The sequence below is a fragment of the Nocardia heshunensis genome (assembly GCF_054782115.1).
In genome coordinates this window covers 482684-498725 of record NZ_BAAGTC010000005.1, presented here as the reverse complement: position 1 = coordinate 498725, position 16042 = coordinate 482684, and the positions used below count along the sequence as shown (strand labels likewise).

The 16042-nt window shown below is 65.1% G+C and carries 19 protein-coding genes; 10 read left to right on the top strand and 9 right to left on the bottom strand.

What is annotated here, in order from left to right; all coding sequences use genetic code 11:
• Position 1 precedes the first annotated feature (1 nt).
• Positions 2-658, bottom strand: coding sequence for an LppX_LprAFG lipoprotein (locus ACYVN4_RS21100; protein ID WP_460723664.1), 657 nt, complete (start codon positions 656-658; stop codon positions 2-4).
• Between the two features lie 74 nt (positions 659-732).
• On the opposite strand from ACYVN4_RS21100, the gene ACYVN4_RS21095 reads away from it, so the two are divergent.
• Together ACYVN4_RS21095 and ACYVN4_RS21090 are read left to right on the top strand one after the other, a co-directional pair.
• Positions 733-1086: a PadR family transcriptional regulator gene (locus tag ACYVN4_RS21095; RefSeq protein ID WP_460723663.1), complete on the top strand. Its 354-nt coding sequence runs from the start codon at positions 733-735 to the stop codon at positions 1084-1086.
• Positions 1071-1739, top strand: a complete 669-nt coding sequence (locus ACYVN4_RS21090; protein ID WP_460723662.1) for a permease prefix domain 1-containing protein — start codon at positions 1071-1073, stop codon at positions 1737-1739. Before ACYVN4_RS21095 ends, ACYVN4_RS21090 begins: the two co-directional genes overlap by 16 nt.
• A gap of 22 nt (positions 1740-1761) precedes the next feature.
• On the opposite strand, the gene ACYVN4_RS21085 is transcribed toward ACYVN4_RS21090, so the two are convergent.
• Together ACYVN4_RS21085 and ACYVN4_RS21080 are read right to left on the bottom strand one after the other, a co-directional pair.
• On the bottom strand, positions 1762-2535 hold the full coding sequence (locus ACYVN4_RS21085) for an MspA family porin (protein WP_460723661.1): 774 nt from the start codon (positions 2533-2535) through the stop codon (positions 1762-1764).
• A gap of 11 nt (positions 2536-2546) precedes the next feature.
• The gene (locus ACYVN4_RS21080) at positions 2547-3146 is read right to left on the bottom strand and encodes an MspA family porin (protein WP_460723660.1); all 600 of its coding nucleotides are present in this window, start codon (positions 3144-3146) and stop codon (positions 2547-2549) included.
• A gap of 154 nt (positions 3147-3300) precedes the next feature.
• Here ACYVN4_RS21080 and ACYVN4_RS21075 point away from each other — a divergent pair, with 154 nt between their 5' ends.
• Positions 3301-4062, top strand: a complete 762-nt coding sequence (locus ACYVN4_RS21075) for a lysophospholipid acyltransferase family protein (protein ID WP_460723659.1) — start codon at positions 3301-3303, stop codon at positions 4060-4062.
• 19 nt (positions 4063-4081) lie between these two features.
• On the opposite strand, the gene ACYVN4_RS21070 is transcribed toward ACYVN4_RS21075, so the two are convergent.
• Both ACYVN4_RS21070 and ACYVN4_RS21065 read right to left on the bottom strand, forming a co-directional pair.
• Positions 4082-4471 (bottom strand): nuclear transport factor 2 family protein, encoded by a 390-nt coding sequence (locus ACYVN4_RS21070; RefSeq protein ID WP_460723658.1) that lies wholly within the window; start codon positions 4469-4471, stop codon positions 4082-4084.
• A gap of 56 nt (positions 4472-4527) precedes the next feature.
• The gene (locus tag ACYVN4_RS21065; RefSeq protein ID WP_460723657.1) at positions 4528-5766 is read right to left on the bottom strand and encodes an MFS transporter; all 1239 of its coding nucleotides are present in this window, start codon (positions 5764-5766) and stop codon (positions 4528-4530) included.
• Between the two features lie 93 nt (positions 5767-5859).
• Here ACYVN4_RS21065 and ACYVN4_RS21060 point away from each other — a divergent pair, with 93 nt between their 5' ends.
• Positions 5860-6435 carry a TetR family transcriptional regulator gene (locus ACYVN4_RS21060; RefSeq protein WP_460723656.1) on the top strand — a complete coding sequence of 192 codons (576 nt, stop codon included), beginning with the start codon at positions 5860-5862 and terminating at the stop codon, positions 6433-6435.
• 55 nt (positions 6436-6490) lie between these two features.
• Here the strand turns inward: ACYVN4_RS21060 and ACYVN4_RS21055 are convergent, their stop codons facing one another.
• The gene (locus ACYVN4_RS21055; RefSeq protein ID WP_460723655.1) at positions 6491-7669 is read right to left on the bottom strand and encodes a hypothetical protein; all 1179 of its coding nucleotides are present in this window, start codon (positions 7667-7669) and stop codon (positions 6491-6493) included.
• Between the two features lie 611 nt (positions 7670-8280).
• Between ACYVN4_RS21055 and ACYVN4_RS21050 the strand changes: the two genes are divergently transcribed.
• From ACYVN4_RS21050 to ACYVN4_RS21040, 3 genes are all read left to right on the top strand, one after another.
• A complete protein-coding gene (locus ACYVN4_RS21050) occupies positions 8281-8706 on the top strand; it encodes an aldo/keto reductase (RefSeq protein WP_460723654.1) in 426 nt (141 codons plus the stop codon).
• The gene (locus ACYVN4_RS21045; protein ID WP_460723653.1) at positions 8688-8882 is read left to right on the top strand and encodes a hypothetical protein; all 195 of its coding nucleotides are present in this window, start codon (positions 8688-8690) and stop codon (positions 8880-8882) included. The genes ACYVN4_RS21050 and ACYVN4_RS21045 overlap by 19 nt, the downstream gene beginning before the upstream one ends.
• Positions 8883-8966: 84 nt before the next feature.
• Positions 8967-9344 (top strand): nitroreductase family deazaflavin-dependent oxidoreductase, encoded by a 378-nt coding sequence (locus tag ACYVN4_RS21040; RefSeq protein ID WP_460723652.1) that lies wholly within the window; start codon positions 8967-8969, stop codon positions 9342-9344.
• Positions 9345-9401: 57 nt separating this feature from the next.
• Here the strand turns inward: ACYVN4_RS21040 and ACYVN4_RS21035 are convergent, their stop codons facing one another.
• Positions 9402-9638 carry a hypothetical protein gene (locus ACYVN4_RS21035; RefSeq protein ID WP_460723651.1) on the bottom strand — a complete coding sequence of 79 codons (237 nt, stop codon included), beginning with the start codon at positions 9636-9638 and terminating at the stop codon, positions 9402-9404.
• Positions 9639-9891: 253 nt separating this feature from the next.
• On the opposite strand from ACYVN4_RS21035, the gene ACYVN4_RS21030 reads away from it, so the two are divergent.
• On the top strand, positions 9892-11400 hold the full coding sequence (locus ACYVN4_RS21030; RefSeq protein ID WP_460723650.1) for a TY-Chap domain-containing protein: 1509 nt from the start codon (positions 9892-9894) through the stop codon (positions 11398-11400).
• A gap of 527 nt (positions 11401-11927) precedes the next feature.
• Here the strand turns inward: ACYVN4_RS21030 and ACYVN4_RS21025 are convergent.
• Positions 11928-12440 carry a hypothetical protein gene (locus ACYVN4_RS21025; protein ID WP_460723648.1) on the bottom strand — a complete coding sequence of 171 codons (513 nt, stop codon included), beginning with the start codon at positions 12438-12440 and terminating at the stop codon, positions 11928-11930.
• 507 nt (positions 12441-12947) lie between these two features.
• On the opposite strand from ACYVN4_RS21025, the gene ACYVN4_RS21020 reads away from it, so the two are divergent.
• Positions 12948-13466: a DUF6879 family protein gene (locus tag ACYVN4_RS21020; protein WP_460723646.1), complete on the top strand. Its 519-nt coding sequence runs from the start codon at positions 12948-12950 to the stop codon at positions 13464-13466.
• On the top strand, positions 13453-14301 hold the full coding sequence (locus ACYVN4_RS21015; protein WP_460723645.1) for a helix-turn-helix domain-containing protein: 849 nt from the start codon (positions 13453-13455) through the stop codon (positions 14299-14301). The genes ACYVN4_RS21020 and ACYVN4_RS21015 overlap by 14 nt, the downstream gene beginning before the upstream one ends.
• 2 nt (positions 14302-14303) lie before the next feature.
• Here the strand turns inward: ACYVN4_RS21015 and ACYVN4_RS21010 are convergent, their stop codons facing one another.
• Entirely contained in the window at positions 14304-16025 is a 1722-nt protein-coding gene (locus ACYVN4_RS21010) for a hypothetical protein (protein ID WP_460723643.1), read from the bottom strand.
• Positions 16026-16042: the final 17 nt, after the last annotated feature.

Genomic DNA, 16042 nt, shown 5'->3' with positions numbered 1-16042 from the left:
TTCACGATTCGATGCCCGGCACCGAGGCCGATTGTGGTTTGGACACCGTGACGGTCAGATGCGCGTCCGGGTGCTGCGAGAAACCGAGCACGGTCCGCAGCGGGAGGTGGGCGCCGCGCACTCGCACCCAGACCGTCAAGGTCGCGTCCTCGGTCGTGCCCGGCAGCAACGACGCGACTGATCGGGCGGGCACGACCGCGTGGATCTCGAACGCGTCGACACCGTCGAACTGTTCGCGCCCAACGGTTTCGGGGTCGCGCAGCGAACGCAGCAGCTGCGCCAGCCCGCCGTCGCGCCCGATCATCGCGCTCGGGCTGGGAAAGCCCGCGGGCATCGGGACGAGGGTGCCCTTGTCGGACTTGCCGAATACCTTGCCCTGCGAGGCGACGAACCGGGTCACTGCCCCGGTGGGCAGCGTCGCCGCACCACTCGCGCTGCCCCCGTCGCTCTTGGACACGTCGGCCTCGAGCGTGCGCAGCGGGAAACCCGGCACCGTGCCCTCGGCCTGCAGCACCACATGCGCGGAACCCATTGCGCCGGCGGCGATCGCGGCATCGCGCATCATCAGCCCGGCATCGGGCAGACCTCCCGATCCGCAGCCGGTGAGCACCCCGGCGGTGACGAACGCGACCACTACACTCGCGATCCTGAAGCGCACCGGAAACCTCCTATGGGTAGGGACGCTACCCATAGGCTAGGCGACTTTCCCCTCGAAGGGTAGGCTTGCTACCCATGAGCGCAGAAGTGCTGAAAGGGCACCTGGACGGCATGATCCTGGCCGTGCTCGCCGACGGCCCGCGCCACGGCTACGGCGTCATCGACGCGCTGCGCCTTCGCACCGGCGGGCACTTCGACCTGCCGAAGGGCACCATCTATCCGGCGCTGCACCGGCTCGAACAAGCCGGGCTGATCGACGGCACCTGGTCCAGTGAAGGCGGCCGGCGGCGGCGCACCTACACGCTCAGTGCCGCCGGTCACCGCCGCCTCGGGATCGAGCGGGCGTCCTGGCGGGACTTCGTGGCGGCCGTCGGCGGACTGATGGAGGGGACTGCCGGAATGGGGGAACAGCCATGCCCCGCACTGTGATCGACGATTATCTCGATGACCTGCGTGCCCATCTGACGGGTACCTGGTGGGAACGACAGGCGATCCTCGCCGAGATCGGCGATGGCCTCTGCGAGGCTGCGGAATATCATCGCACACAGGGACTTTCACCCGAGCATGCGGCAATGGCTGCCGTCGACGAATTCGGCGGGCCCGATGAGGTCGCCGACGGCTTCGCAACGGTGTTGTCGAGCAAGCGGATTCACCGCTACGGCTGCACCCTGACCTCCATGGGCCCGGTGATCGGGCTGCTGTGGGGCACCGCGGCGCTGCTGGGCTCGTTCAGCGCGGTACCGCTGTCGCTGACGGTCTTCGGTCTCGTGTTGATGGCCCTCGCCGTGCTCGTCGGTGTGCCGTTCGCCGTCCTCGCCATCGCCTCGACCGGCCGTGCGAGCCGATTCGTGCGCCTCCCACCGCGATTGGCCGCCAAGGCCCTGCTCGTCACCGCGGCGGCGGTCACGTTCATCGACGCGACCCTGTTGATCACGCTGCTGGCCTTGGTCGCCGAAGCGCCCCGCGATCTCGTGGTGCTGCCGGTTACCCTGGGCGCATCGGTGAGCCTCGCCCGCATCAGCGTCGCGGTGACCAGCGTCCCGCGCCTCGGCCCCGCCCGCGCCCTGGCGTCGGCGGCTTGACCGCTTCGATGGCCCGTGCCGGTCAGCCGATGCTGAAGGGCTGGCCCCACAGGGTCTGCGTGATGTCCATGACGTTGTCCTGCACCAGAACCGTTGTGTAGGAGCGTGCTTCGGCGTATCCGGCGCAGCCGTCGATGGTCAGGTCGTGGCCCACATACTGGGTGACGCCGGAGGTGCCGGTGAAGTTGTAGGTCTGGATCGCCTTGGTGCCGACCTTGCCCGGCTTGAGCGTCAGCGACATGGACGGGTCGGCATACGGGGTGACGCCGGTGGGGGAGATGCCCGCACCGAGATCGCCGGTGCCGACGGTCAATCCGCCGCCGCCTCCGCCGCCGTAGCCTCCTCCGCCATTACCGCCGCCGTTGCCTCCGGCATTGCCGCCGCCGTCGCCACCGGGCGCCTGGTTGCCGCCGCCCTGTTTGGAATTGTCGTTGCCTGCGCTGTTTCCGCTGCCTTCGACCGTCGACTTGCTGCCGAGATCGACCTGGCAGCCCACCAGATAGCCGGTCTCGATGCGACCACCCGTGACGGTGACGCCGGGCGGTGCGGTCACGGTGACCGCCGCCACCGCCGACACCATGACATTGCGCGAAAGCGGGCTCGCCGCCATCGATCCCGAGATATCGGCTTGCTCACCGCTGCGCGTCAGCTGCACCACCACGCCGTCCGGGCCGGTGAATTGGCCGGTCCCGCCGGGCAGTGGCACCTGCGTATCGGCATCGGCCTGAGCGGCGGTGAACAGGACAGTGGTCATGAGGCCCGCGATCGTGATCGCCGACCCGGTCGAAATCCGCATCTGGCTGTCTCTCATCCGACGCTGAACGGCTGCCCGTACAACGACACCTCGGTGGAACCCTGGTCATTGATCACCGTCAAGGTGCTGAACGCCCGCGCCTGGGCGTATCCGGCGCATCCCGACAATTGGATGCCGCGCCCGGCATAGGCGATGCCGACCGCACCGGCCGTGGGATCGAGTTGCTTGGTATCGAGCACGACTTGGGACACACCGCCCGGCACCAGACTGATGCTGGGCGCGACCTCCGGAGTGATCGAACTGGGCGAGATGTACGCATCCCCGCTCAACGACAGCCCGCCACTCAGATCCACCTGGCAGCCGACCAGATAACCGGTCACCAAGGTGCCCTTGGTGGCATGCGCGACCTTGGCCATCACCACCCCCGTGACACTCGCCGAGCGCGAGAGCCCGTTCGCGGCCAGCGACGGCGACACGATCGCCTGCTCACCGGTCCGCGTCAGATCCACATCCACACCCGTGGCGGTCGTGAGCGCCTGCTCCCCATCGGGCAGCGCGGTCACCGCATCGGCATGCGCGACGGCCGGTCCGAGCATGAGCACTGCGAGGCCGAGGCCGATAATCCCCAGTCGGCCTTCTCTTCTCGAATTCAACCCAGCACTGACCCTTCACGCCTCGAGATGCAATCGCCGCACGATCATATGGTCGGGAGCCCCGTCCATATCCTGTGAATGTGCTTGGAATTCGCTGCGATCTGGCGAGTCTGGAAGCTGACGCCCTCTTATTTGCTGGATATACGCTGTCGATATGGAACCGCCCGAGGTCACCCTCGACAACTATGACGCCGTATACGACTACTACCGCGATCATCGGCAGAATCTGTTGAAAGCGAAGGCCGCTTACTGGTTGCTCGGGCGTCAATTCAAGCCGCGGGTGAGCTTCGCACCGGGTGCGGAGAAGGCGTTGCGGAACTTCATCTCCGACGGCCGACCGCTACTCCTGTCCATCAATCACCTGTCGGAAATGGACCCGTACACGGTGAGCGGAGCAGCGGCCCGCAGCCCACTGCGCCCCGTCATCGGCCGCACCAGAGTCCTGGCCAAGCACGAAGTATTCGCCGACCGAAAACGCCGAGGCACCCTCGACATGATGGGCGGCCTCCCGGTCTTCCGCAGCAAAGACCACGAAAACTCCCCGGTCAACGCCGCCTCGGAACGCCTGATCGAAACCTGCGCCCTCCGCCTGTCCCGAGGCGACAGCATCGCCCTCTTCCCCGAAGGCACCTGCAACTACACCGACCACACCCGAGTCCTCGACCTCGGAGCCGGCATCGGCCACATCGCCCGCCGCGCAACCGAACTCGGCGCCACCCCGGTCCTGGTAAGCCTCGGCCTCAGCTACGGCCCCCGCCCCGACCCCGCCGCCACCCTGACCAAGCCCGAAGTCCGCTCCGCCAGCTTCTACTTCACCACGCCACTCCCTGACCTCCCCTCCAACTCCGCCGACATCACCCGCCTCGCACGCGACGAACTGCAATCCGCACTCAACGGAGCAGTCGCCGCCTACTGAACTGAAACTCGAGCCATAACTATCGGTCGAGTTGGGCTTGGAAGATTGCGCGGTTGAAGTAGGCGCGAGCTTCTCGGATGAGGCCGTTGTCATCGAGGTCATAGATATTGATGCCCGACCAGTTCACCGGGTTGCCGGTGTCGGTGACCGCCGCGCCGGTCCACGAAACCGCGACCGCGTTCCCGACGGTATGGGCTTCGCGTGGGGTGAGGCCGAGGAAGGGATCGAAGTTCGGCAGCACCGAGGCGATGAACTCGCGGATGGCGGGTCGGCCGACGATCGGCGGTTGACCGACCGGGTCGTGGAAGATCCCGTCGGCGGCGAAGGCGTCGGCCCAGGCGTCGGCATCACCGGACTGTGATGCGGTGAAGAACTGCATCACGGCGGCGGGCATCGCGGGCATGGTCATGGGTGATCTCCTTGCGTTGGTGGTATTGACGGTGGTTTCGGGAATGTCGTTGGGGCTCAGTCGGATACCGCGGTGTGGTGCCGGTGGTCGTAGCGGCGAGCGAAGGGCAGCACCGCCAGGCCGGCAATGGCCAGCCCGGCCTGCAGGGCGCAGACTCCGGGCCAGCCGAAGGCCGCGTAGCCGGCCGCGGCCATGGCGGCGCAGATCGCGCCGCTGAGGAAGACCGCGACCATATAGACGGTGTTGGCGCGGCTGCGGGCCTCGGGCAGGTAGGCGAAGATGCGGGCCTGGTTGGCGATCTGGCTCCACTGCACTGCGACATTGACCGCAATGATCGCCACGATCATGAAGGCCACCATGGTGCGGCCGAGTGCGTAGGCACCGGCCGAGAGCAGGGTCAGCACCAACGCGGCGGTCATGATCGGCAACGGGCCGCGTCGGTCGATGAACCGCCCGGCCCACGGCGCGGCGACCGCGCCTGCCAGCCCCAGCAGCCCGAACAAACCCGCGGCGGCGGCGCTGAAGTGATACGGATCGTGGGTGAGGACCAGCACCAGCGAGGTCCAGGTGGCGTTGTAGGCGCCGAACAGGCTCGCGTGCAGCAGGCACGAGTGCCGCAGGGCCGGTTCGGTCCGCACCAGTCGTGGCAGCGAGGCGAGTACGCGGCCGTAGCCGATCGTGGTCGTGCGGGCGGGCTCACGCGGAATCAGGGCTACGGTCAGCAGCCCGGATGCTGCGGTGAGCACGGCGGCCAGCACATACACTGCGCGCCAACCGAAGACCTCGCCTACCGCGCCGCCGATCACGCGAGAACCGATGATGCCGGTCATCAGTCCGATCTGAACTCCGGCGACGACCGAGGCTCGCCGCTGTGGCGGGGCCAGTTCGGCAGCCAGCGGCACCAGCACCTGTGGGATGACGGTGAATCCACCCACCAGCGCGGCGGCTGCCGCCAGCAACGACAGGCCGGGTGTGGCCGCCCCGAGCAGTAGTGCGATCACCGTGGCGGTCAGCATGACGATGAGCAGCGGCCGTCGGCGCCGGACATCGCCCAACGGCACCAGAAACAGAATTCCCGCCGCGTACCCGAACTGCGCGCAGGTGACCACCAATCCGGCTGCGGAGGGCGCGACACCGAACCCTCGGGCGAACAACGTCAGAAGCGGTTGTGCCAGATACACATTGGCCACCGTCACGCCGCTGCAGATCGCCATCACCGCGAACAACAGTGGGCGCACACGCAACGTGCCGGCTGCGGAGAGTTGGTCGGGTTGCTGCTCGTCGGTAGCGGTCATCGTCATCTCCATAAGCGAGCGAACTAGTTAGTTCGGAATGCTAGGAGCGGCCGTCGGCCCTGTCAAACGAACTGGTTCGTTAGAATCGCGGACGTGGCATATGACTCAGCGGCAACCAAGGAACGCATCCTCATCGCGGCGGCAACAGAATTCGCCGCGCACGGTGTCGCCGGGGCCCGCGTGGATCGCATCGCGGCCAGCGCCAAAGCCAACAAACGAGCCATCTACGACTACTTCGGCGCCAAGGAGGCACTTTTCGCCGTCGTGTTGGAACGGTTGATGGCCGACTTGGCCGCAGCGGTGCCACCCGGGGACGATGCCGACCTGGGCGCCTACGCCGCAGCCCTATTCGACTACCACCGCGCCCATCCCGAAGCCTTGCGATTGCTGTTGTGGGAAGCGCTCGAAATGGGTGAGGGCCCGGTGCCGGACGAACAAGCTCGCACCCAGCACTACCTCGACAAAATCAGCGCCGCCGAAACCGCAACGGAGGGACGCGACGATCCGCATGCCCTGTTGTTCTTCACCCTCGGTATCGTCGGCTGGAGCCTGGCCATGCCACAGCTGCGCCGCATGATCCTCGGTCCCGACTACACGCCGGAACAGCTCCGCGAAGCCGTCTCCTCCGCCGTTCGCGCGCTCGCCAGCGGGCCTGCCCCCGGCGCCTAGAACTCGATAAAAATTCCCGGGGTGGTCCGAATCGATCGTGTTGGAGCGCAGTCGCTTAGGTGCGTGCGGCTCGGTAGGCGGGGATTCGTTCGCGGACAGCTTGGTCGAAGTTTTCTGCCTCGTGCCGCATTCGGTCGTTGCTGAATTCGTAGGTGGTGAGGAACCATGCCATCAGGTCGGCGGCGATGGCGCTGTCGCCTTGCAGTGCGCACAGCACTGCGACGGATTGCGCCAGCCGCGAGTTGATACCCATTCCCCACGGCCGCCCCTGGGGTTGTTTCGCCGCAGCGACCAGTTCGGCGCGCGTCGTCCGGGAGGCACGCCAGTCTGCGAGGGGGCCGTCGACGAACTCGATGAATTGCCCTACACCGTCAGCGATCTGATTCGGATCGACGATGACGAGGGACTGGTCCGGGTAGGCGCGCAATTCCGCGATCGACACCACCCGTGAGTACCGATCAGGGTCGAGCAGTTCGACCGTCGCAGGCAAGGCTCGCAGAAACTCCGTGACCGACTGCGACAAAAGGTAAGCCTTCCAAGAGAATCGAACGCCGGCCGAGACCGCCACGTCCACGTCCACCTCGAGTGCGACCTGCACGCCGGTGAGAGGCGTTGGTGCTACGAACCAGAGCGAGCAGATGCCGCCGTTGGGTTCGATCGGGGCGAACCCGCGGATACCGAGCGCATCGGTGACCGCGGCCCGGAAGTGGTGGATGACGGTTGCCTGTTGTGTCGGCGCCAGCAGCTCGAAGGGCCGCTCGTCCAAGGAGCCGGTGCCACACTGATATTCGGTCAGGCGTTCGGCGATCGACAGAATCAGATTCATCGCATCGATCTCCGCGCCGGCAGCCTCCGCGGCCCGCAACTCGTCTACCTCGGTATCGAACGCCGCGGGCAGTTCCCCCTCCTGCGACCACTCACCATCCAGGCTGGACACCTGACACTGCTGCTCACCGTCGCGCCAACCCGACAGATAGGCGTAGCCGGCGCCGTCGACCTCCGTAACCGCCCACAGGCCACCACCACGCGAGAGTTCCCCGAGATCCCAAGTATCAGCGACCTCCTCCTCGGATCTGTCCTCGACGACCAGGTATCGCCCGTGCGACAACGACCTTCCGACAAACGCCTCGACCGGAGAACCCACCCAGAGATCGGTCGACGCCAATCCCAACCGCTGGTGCACCTCCTCGGTTGCGAGACCGTGAAACGCAATCCAATTCGACGAATAGCCCATGACCGATCCTCAGTCCTTCCGCAACAACACGACGCACCCTAACCCCGCCCACCGACACCCCAGCGCCCCGAAACAACCACGAGTTCATGGCAAGTCAGCCACCGGAACGCTCGCACCGAGCGCACTACATCGCGGCGTGAGGGACGGTTCGGTTTGGCGCATCGGAAGATCAACGGCCCGGTGTCATCTCGGCCCGCGAACGCACTGAATTGCCGAGTGCCGAGTGGCACATCCTGGAGGACAGATCAGGAATTCACCTCCAGAATGTGCCACTCGGCGGCGAGATATGTTCTGGTGCTCGTGATTACGACGTTGGTATTAGTGGGAGGGGTGGGGGCGGGGGGCCAATGCTCGAGCATCCGGAACTGCCGCTGATCGCTTGGTGGTCATGCGACCTGCCTGAAGGTCAACGGCCCCGGGCCATCTCGGGGCCGTCGCAGTGTCGGCACATGCCATACGCGTCTGAATTCCGGACCGGGACGCATTTGTGTTGGAGCGCACTCCAACTCGTAGGTTCGGGCGTATCCGATACGTCAAGCTCGGAACGACCGGATTGGAAGTCTCGGCAATTACGTTGGGCTGTATGAGTTTCGGCGAGCCGGATCGGGGTGGTGAGCGCAACCCTCGAGGCGCTGCACGACGGGGTCAAATCCGGGAAGGTCCGCTACATCGGAGCCTCTTCCATGTACGCCTGGCAGTTCGCCAAGGCCTTGTTCCTGGCTGACCTGAACGGCTGGATTCGGTTCGTGTCGATGCAGGAGCACTCCAACCTCATTCACCGGGAAGCAGAGCGGGAGATGATCCCGCTGTGCGCCGACCAGGGCGTCGGCGTGATCCCGTGGAGTCCGCTGGCGCGGGGCAGGCTGACGCGGGCCTGGGACACGGCCACGGCGCGTGCCGAGACCGACGCGGGCGGCACGATCCTCTACCGCGACGGGGACCGGGCGGTGGTCGAGCGCGTCCACGAGATCGCGGGCAGGCGTGGTTGTCCGCGGCCCAGGTTGCCCTGGCCTGGACCATGCGCAACCCGGCGGTGACCTCGCCGATCGTCGGGGTCACCAAGCCGGCCCAACTGTTCGACGCGGTCGCCGCGGTGGACGTCGAACTCGACGACGACGAGGCCGCCTACTTGGAGGAGCCCTATCAGCCGCACGAGGCCGCCTACCTGGAGGAGTCCTTCTACAAGCGGCAGCCTGTAGCGGACTCCCGGTAGTCCGGGCCATCGCGCCGAAGGTGCGTCGGGGATAGTTGCGGCTGTCCCCGGCAGTGGTGCTTTGTCGGCGGTAGTGTCAGCGCCATGCGGCTCCGTCGTTCGATCGCGACGTTCAACAAGTACGTCACCAACCACATACAGGGTCTTTGGGCGTGGGTGCTCCCGCCGTGGGCGGTCGTGCATCACACGGGCCGGTCATCGGGCCGCGCGTTCCGGACGCCGGTGGTGGGGTTCAATACTCCGGAGGGCTTCGCGATCCCGATTCTTTATGGGCCGCAGAGCCATTGGGTCAAGAACCTGCTGGCTGCGGGTGGCGGCGAGATTCAGCGGGGCGGCAAGCGTTACAAGCTCGTCGACCCGCGGGTCGTTCCGGCGTCGGAGATCACTGCGAAGGGCATCGCCGGCCTGTACACCCGGGCCGGAGACTCGACTCTGGTCGCCACGCTCGGCGAGCGCGTGTAGTCCTCGCCCCCGGCATACGAGTGGGATGGGGTCGCTACTGGCTGTTGCGTCGATTCGTCAGTCGACAGGCCCTCGGGCCGTCAGGACGATCCTGAGCACGTGCTCGACCGCGGACTCGAACAGCGCTCCCCGCAGCTCATTTCGTGTGGCGAGGTTGCGGGTGGCGAGGTCGAGCATCTGATCGGGGGTCAGGCGGCGCACCACCAGGGCGGCAACATCTTCCAGATCGAGTTCGCTGTTCGCGTTATCCAGTCTGGTCAGGGCAAACGCGACGATGATCTCCTCGTCGGTCATGCTTCGCCTCCACCGTCCGCTCATTCGGCCACGCCACGGTAGCCAGGATCAATACTACGGCTGTGGTCCGTCGGTCCCCCTTCCGATGGATAGTGGGACCTGGTTCCTCACTACCGACAATTTCGACGAAGCCATACGCGCCCGAAAAGACTGCAGGACTGCGAAGTTCGAAGACTGACCGCGCCATGGGTCCAGGGAATCTCGAGATGATCATGTAGATTTCGGTGTTCGCATGAGTTGTTTGGAGCGTGGCATGGGGATTGGCGACGGGTGGCGGGGACAGCGGAGCATGGCGCGCGACGCGCCGGAGATGTGGCCGAGTGTGGCCGCAGAGTCGTGGCAGTGGTTCGCCGAGGAACTGACGTGGCTGTTCTTCACGACGCCGCCTTCCGGACGGGTGGCATTGGACGGCACCGGCGTCCGATATGCCCTGTTCGGCTGGGGTCACGACGGTTTTCGATGTGAACTGGTCAGCGGCTCGCGTCAATTCTCGCCCCAGGGCTGCGATTTCCTCCGGGCGAACGGTTGGACGGACCCGGCGGCCGATCACCCCGAGACCTGGCTCCAGGTCTTGTCGTGGCCGATCCGACACGACGCATACAACAGCCTGGTGAACGTCGTGGCGGCGGTGCTCCGCAGCGAATTCGGATTGGGGCTCGCCGTCGAAACCGCGGCCGTGGGCTGGGTCGACGGTACCGATGAAGAGCTCGACACCGGCGGACTGGCGGGCTTGCTCAATCGCGAAGATCTGAACAAGCAAGGGCCGCAACGAATCAGCGAGTTCCTGCAGGCGCGCCGTGCGGACATCGCCGCCAAGGTCGCGTTCGCGAAGCAGGCGCACGAAGCGCGGATGGACGCAGCCCTGCGCTACTGCAACCACCAGGGGTACAAGGTGCTGTCCGGCGGTGACAACATCTGGCCGGTGCGCGACCGGACCGCCGACATCATCGCCCTCGCCGAACCCGATCTGCTGGTGGTGATCGACGTCTATCTCGACATCGAGGCAACGGCGGACTATCCGTCGTTGCAGGTCGATGCCGCCGAGATGGGACACGACCAGCTGTTCGCCGTGGTCGAGGCTGATCCCGATCTTGCCGCCCGACGGCCCGACCTGCAGGAAGGCGCGGCGTCGGGGCGAATTCGGGTTCAGTACGTGCGCATGATCGTCGACGAGGACTGGGACTGCCAGGTCGCGACGTATCCGCCCGCCACCGTCGCCGACGAGTCGGAGACGCCGGAAGGGCCGTGGTACCCGTTGCTGAAGCCCGCCGACTGGGAACACCGTCACGGGATCACCCATTGGGCCACCACGGCGGGCACCGTCCCGATCATCGTGCTCGCCGTCGACACCGACTCCGGCTACCAAGTGGAGGGTTTCGGCGACGACGTCGACAGCGATGCGCTGCTGGCCGAAGCAATGGCGAATCTCGCTGCCCTGGAATACGACTGGGAGGTCTCGGAGCTCCACAGCCTCCCGATCGCCACATCCTCCGGTGAGGACTTCTCGGCCGAGAAGGTGCTCGACCCGCAGCACATGCTCCGGGCCCATCAGGCTTTGGGCACGGACAAACTCCTGGTCGCCGTCCCGCGCCGAACCTGCCTGATGGCAGTTCCTTTCGACCTCGACCCGCAACAGATCATGCTTTTCCAGCACCTGGTCCGGGCCACCTACGAGGACGATTCCTACGGCCACGCCCCCATCACCAGTGGCGCCTACATCGTCGAAAACGGTCGTGCGAGGAGTTTCTTCGCGGACCTGTAATACCGCATGGCACAGCTGACCGAATCGCCCTCGGTAAATTGTGCGTGTGCACATTGATTCGCCCTCGGAACAACCGGATGGGAGTTGGTCGGTCGCCGTCCACGGTGCCCGACCCTCCGATCTGGTCCGAGCCTTCGACCCCGAACTGCCATACGTTGTGATCGAAGGCCATTCTCCGGTCACCCCGGGATGGCACATCCTTCCGATGGCATTGACTGGCAACCCGGAGTCGATCCGAACCAGAACAATTCGGCGAATCCGCTTCGACATTTGCCTGAGCCCAAAGGAACTGATCGAAGCCGGACCACAGTTGGACGAAAGCGACCAGGGCTGGCTCTACGCATGGCAAGTACCGACCGAACCTCCGTCGCACCTCGCGCTCAGCACCAAGGAAGGCCGACCACGCCGAGCGGCGATGCGCGGTATCGGTGTCACCCTGCTCATAGACCTACCGCATCGCCGGGAGACAGCACTCCTGTGGAGCCCCAACCGGCATCTACTGGACGCCGCGTCGCAGCGACTCCGAACTACGTGAGCACCAGTGGTAGCACCGTCCCCCGTGAATACGTCGATTCCGGATGCACGGTCACCACATCCAGTCGCCGCACCAACAAACTTGGTACGTCGCCGTTCTCGAAATGCTCGAGCGACGGCACAAACACCGCCTCGGCATCCAGTCGCGTGGCCTGCGTCTTCAACCGCGCAAACGGTGGCCGACCACTGCAGGGGTCGTAGACCACAATTTCAGCCAGATCGTAGCCGTATCGCGCTGCGAGCCTGCGGATCTCGCTCTCGTCCCATTGTTGGGAGACCCCGGAGACATCGGTGCGCAGATAACCGAGCGCGGTGGGTGTGTACCGCATGACCGCCCTTTGATCGTCGTGGCCGTCGATGGCCACGGAGTCGTGGAATTGGAGGTAGAAGCCGCCGTCGTCCTCGGAGGGGTCTCGACCAGTGTTCTGGAGTTCGAGTACGCCGCCGGGGAATTGGAACAGCTGTCTGCGTGATGTGGCCTGCGTTGCGTCTGGTTCGTCGGTCATGGCTGCCCCTTCCTCGCTGGTGAGGCGATCCGGGACCGGGATGACCGGACCGACCCCGAACGTCACCACCGACGCTAAGGTACGGGATGTTTCGAGCGCGACGAAGTTGCTTCAGATTGCTTGAAGGCAGGTTTGAAATAGCTTCTGAGCTGCGATACTTGGACTGTCTGATAGCTACACTCGGCAAGGGATGAATTCCTATGAAGATTCAGCTACTTGGCGGACCTACAGGGGGCAATGGCTCACCTCGTGTCTGGGCGACCGACCACGGCACCGACCTCATCCAGGGATGGCCGACCGGCGAACCTGGCCACGTGGAAATCCCGCACCAGCTACTCGGCTATCTCGAGCTGGGCACTTTCCTGGACGCGGCGCTCCGTGACTCCGGTAGGGGTACTTTCACTCTCGCGGGCCGACCGGTCACCGACCCGAATGTGCTGGCCACCATGGCAATTCCGCCACACGAAACCGCGATCGAAGTCGATGTTGTGAAAGCGAGCTACCCGCATGCTCTATCGGCCCAAGTTCGATGACCTGTACCGCACCTACACGCGCGCCTTTCATCTCGAAGTCCAGGACTCCTACGGTGTAGCGTCCGAGAACGAACAGTTGCAACGCTTCCTCGCGGGCGAACCGACGACTTATCCCGAGGATTGGCAGCAGTGGGACGCGTTCGTGAAGGAAGTGACCGACGCCGGGACCAGCATCCAGCGTCTTCGGGTCGTGACCGAACCACACAGCGATTACACGCGATTCCTGCTGCACCACACCGACCGCAATGTCGCGGCCGGAGAGCACGTGCGCTACCTGCCACGCCAGAACGTCAGTAGCGACGCCTACACGGTCGATGACTGGTGGCTGTTCGATGACGCCGTGCTGGCCTTCTCGATCTTCACGCCTGACGGCGAGTGGGCAGGCGGCGCGATCACCGAGGATTCCGCACTGGTAGGCCGCTGCGTGCAAGTCCGAGATCGGCTGTGGCCCCTGGGCATTGAGTTCGAAACGTATCTCCGTGACCAAGGTTGATGATGCGCGGCTGGCACTCGGAATTCGCCTGCGCGAGCTCCGAGTGTCGGCCCGTATTACCGGTCGGGCCTTGGCTCGAGAGGCTGGGTGGGAGCCGTCGAAGGTCTCGAAGATCGAGCATGGCAAACAGTTGCCGTCCGAGGACGACCTCACCGCTTGGTGTCGCATCACGGACAACAACCTGGCCCTACCGGATTTGGCTGCCACCCTGCGGAACGTGAACGCCGCCTACCTGGAGTGGCGGCGGATCGCGGCGACCGGTCACGCGCGACGGCAGCGGCAGAGCATCCAGACCGAGGGTGCGTCGAGTCTTGTTCGCGGGTATGACTGCCTGCTCCTGCCGGGCCTGCTGCAAACCCGCGACTATGCCGAAGCCGTACTCACCCGGTGCATTCGATTCCTCGGCGGCCCCGACGACATCGGCGAAGCCCTGGAAATGCGTATGGAACGTCAGCGCGTCCTTCGCGAGGGAGTGCACCGCTTCCACTTCCTCATCGGCGAGTCAGCGCTGTACACGTCGGTCGGCGACGACCAGATTCGGCAAGCGCAACTCCACCACCTTCTCGACTTGATGCGCCTGTCCCGCCTCATCGTCGGAGTAGTGCCCAACACTGCTGAGTTCTTCTACGAGACAACGAATTTCTTGTTCTATGACACGAAGCTCGTGCAGGTGGAGACGATCAGTGCCGAGTTGTCCATCAGGCAACCGCGCGAACTTGTCTTGTACGAACGAGCATTCGCGGCACTGGCGGACCAGGCAGCCTACGGCGACCAGGCCCGCGCGCTGATCCACGAGGCGCTCACCACCTTCGGCGAGTCACACAGAGAGCGATAGTGCTAGCTCTGCTGTGGTGTGCAGTCGTATTTGGCGGGGCCCCAGTTGTTCTGGCGGAAGTCGTCGGGGCGGTAGACCGCTTGGATCAGGGTTGCGCGGTCGGGGATGGTGACGCACAGGTTCGGGCCGGTGGGGCCGTCGGGGGAGTATTCGGTGGCGAAGGCTCGGGACATTCCGGCGATCGGTTCGCGTAGGGCTGCGCATGCACTTTCGTCGGTGTCGGCGCGGCCGTAGCACTGGAACCAGTTGAGCGCCGAAGTGGTTGATAGGTAGGCCGATTTCACGTTGTAGGGGACGCCGAGGAGGTTGAAGGAGTCGGTGTGGAAGCCGCCCTCGTAGGTGAGGAACATCAACGGGCTGTTGCCGTGGGCCTCGCGGCGGATGTTGTCGTAGTACTCCTTGACCCCGATCGGGCCGTCGGTGACGTCGGCGAGGCCGTTGGGTTGCGGGGTGATCAGGTAGCCGTTGGGTACCGGGATGTCGAAGTCGGCGGTTTGCAGCTGGATCGGGATATCGGCTGTGGTGTAGGAGAATCCGGACATTCCGACGATCGAGCTCACCTTGGGTAGAGGGTTGCCGTCGAAACCTTGGCCGAGGCCCTGCCAGAAGCCGTAGCTGGTGATTCCGCCCGAGCCGAAGGACTGACCCCACAGGTTGACGTGGTCGAGGTCCATCAGGTCGGCCCACGGGTTGAGTTGGTTGTCGCCCGCCGGTGCGTAGGCGGGGTTGTAGCGCTGGAGTCTCGGTATCTCACCGCGTTCCAGATTGCCGAGTTCGTCGCCGTTCAGATCGACGATCGGCGTGATCGGGGCCCGGTTGAGCCAGCGGATGAAGTCCTGGACGTCGCGGGCCGAGCCGGGGAAGTTCAGGTGCGGATTCTTCAGCTGCGGCAGATAGACATCGGCGATCGTGCCTCCGGTGCCGGCGGCGTTGCCCGAGTAGGCGAGTGAGATTCCGATGAAGCCTTTACGCACCGCGCTCAGCGTGTATCTGTTGACGTCGGACTGCTTTTCGGCCGCGCCCGGGAGCATCACGGTGACCGGGAATTTCGTGGTCGAGTCCTCGGCGCCCTCGGGGAAGAAGATCTTCGCGCCCAGCTTGATGCCGCGATTGTTGACGAACTGGAATTTCTTGACCGTCCCGAGTTTGAAAACCTGGCCGGGTTCGGTACCCGGCACGCACACGCCATCGGTGTTCTCGAACAGCACATCAGCATTGGGCTGGACGCACGGATAGCGGAACTTCGCTTCTTGCGCCGCGGGGTTCTCGTAGTCGTCCTCGAGGACCGCGTCGGTGACATTGTTGGTGAAGTTGCCGTCGTGGCTCCAATTCGGGACGTACGCCGGGTTCACCGGCGCGGCCAGCCCGAGGGGTGGCAGGTGCAACACCCCGTCGATGATCTTCTGCGCCGCCACCAATTGTCGTTGTGCGGCATCGGGTCCCGACCAGGTCTCCGGCTGCAGCAGATCCTGGAACGGCAAACCGGCATTTGCCAGATTCACGAGTGCGGCCGACCGGAGCCAATAGTCCAACGCACCCGGCATGGACAGGTCGTGCTCGGTGCCGGTCAACAGCTGCAAGACCTCGGCGAACGGATAAGTGGGGTCAGGTGGTTGCGGCGCCGGATAGGGTTCGGCGGCAGCAGGATTCACCACGCCGAACGCCAACACCATCGTTACGGCGGCGGTAGTCATCCGGACGAATACGCGGCGCATGCTCTTCATCGATACCCCCGTGTCGG

Excerpts from the sequence above, each read along its gene's own strand:
- ACYVN4_RS21020 (WP_460723646.1), top strand. The coding sequence starts at position 12,948 with ATGCTCTATCGGCCCAAGTTCGATGACCTGTACCGCACCTACACGCGC.
- ACYVN4_RS21095 (WP_460723663.1), top strand. The coding sequence starts at position 733 with ATGAGCGCAGAAGTGCTGAAAGGGCACCTGGACGGCATGATCCTGGCC.
- ACYVN4_RS21070 (WP_460723658.1), bottom strand. The coding sequence starts at position 4,471 with ATGACCATGCCCGCGATGCCCGCCGCCGTGATGCAGTTCTTCACCGCA.
- ACYVN4_RS21010 (WP_460723643.1), bottom strand. The coding sequence starts at position 16,025 with ATGAAGAGCATGCGCCGCGTATTCGTCCGGATGACTACCGCCGCCGTA.
- ACYVN4_RS21090 (WP_460723662.1), top strand. The coding sequence starts at position 1,071 with ATGCCCCGCACTGTGATCGACGATTATCTCGATGACCTGCGTGCCCAT.
- ACYVN4_RS21035 (WP_460723651.1), bottom strand. The coding sequence starts at position 9,638 with ATGACCGACGAGGAGATCATCGTCGCGTTTGCCCTGACCAGACTGGAT.
- ACYVN4_RS21030 (WP_460723650.1), top strand. The coding sequence starts at position 9,892 with ATGGGGATTGGCGACGGGTGGCGGGGACAGCGGAGCATGGCGCGCGAC.
- ACYVN4_RS21085 (WP_460723661.1), bottom strand. The coding sequence starts at position 2,535 with ATGCGGATTTCGACCGGGTCGGCGATCACGATCGCGGGCCTCATGACC.
- ACYVN4_RS21055 (WP_460723655.1), bottom strand. The coding sequence starts at position 7,669 with ATGGGCTATTCGTCGAATTGGATTGCGTTTCACGGTCTCGCAACCGAG.
- ACYVN4_RS21040 (WP_460723652.1), top strand. The coding sequence starts at position 8,967 with ATGCGGCTCCGTCGTTCGATCGCGACGTTCAACAAGTACGTCACCAAC.
- ACYVN4_RS21045 (WP_460723653.1), top strand. The coding sequence starts at position 8,688 with ATGCGCAACCCGGCGGTGACCTCGCCGATCGTCGGGGTCACCAAGCCG.
- ACYVN4_RS21065 (WP_460723657.1), bottom strand. The coding sequence starts at position 5,766 with ATGACCGCTACCGACGAGCAGCAACCCGACCAACTCTCCGCAGCCGGC.
- ACYVN4_RS21075 (WP_460723659.1), top strand. The coding sequence starts at position 3,301 with ATGGAACCGCCCGAGGTCACCCTCGACAACTATGACGCCGTATACGAC.
- ACYVN4_RS21025 (WP_460723648.1), bottom strand. The coding sequence starts at position 12,440 with ATGACCGACGAACCAGACGCAACGCAGGCCACATCACGCAGACAGCTG.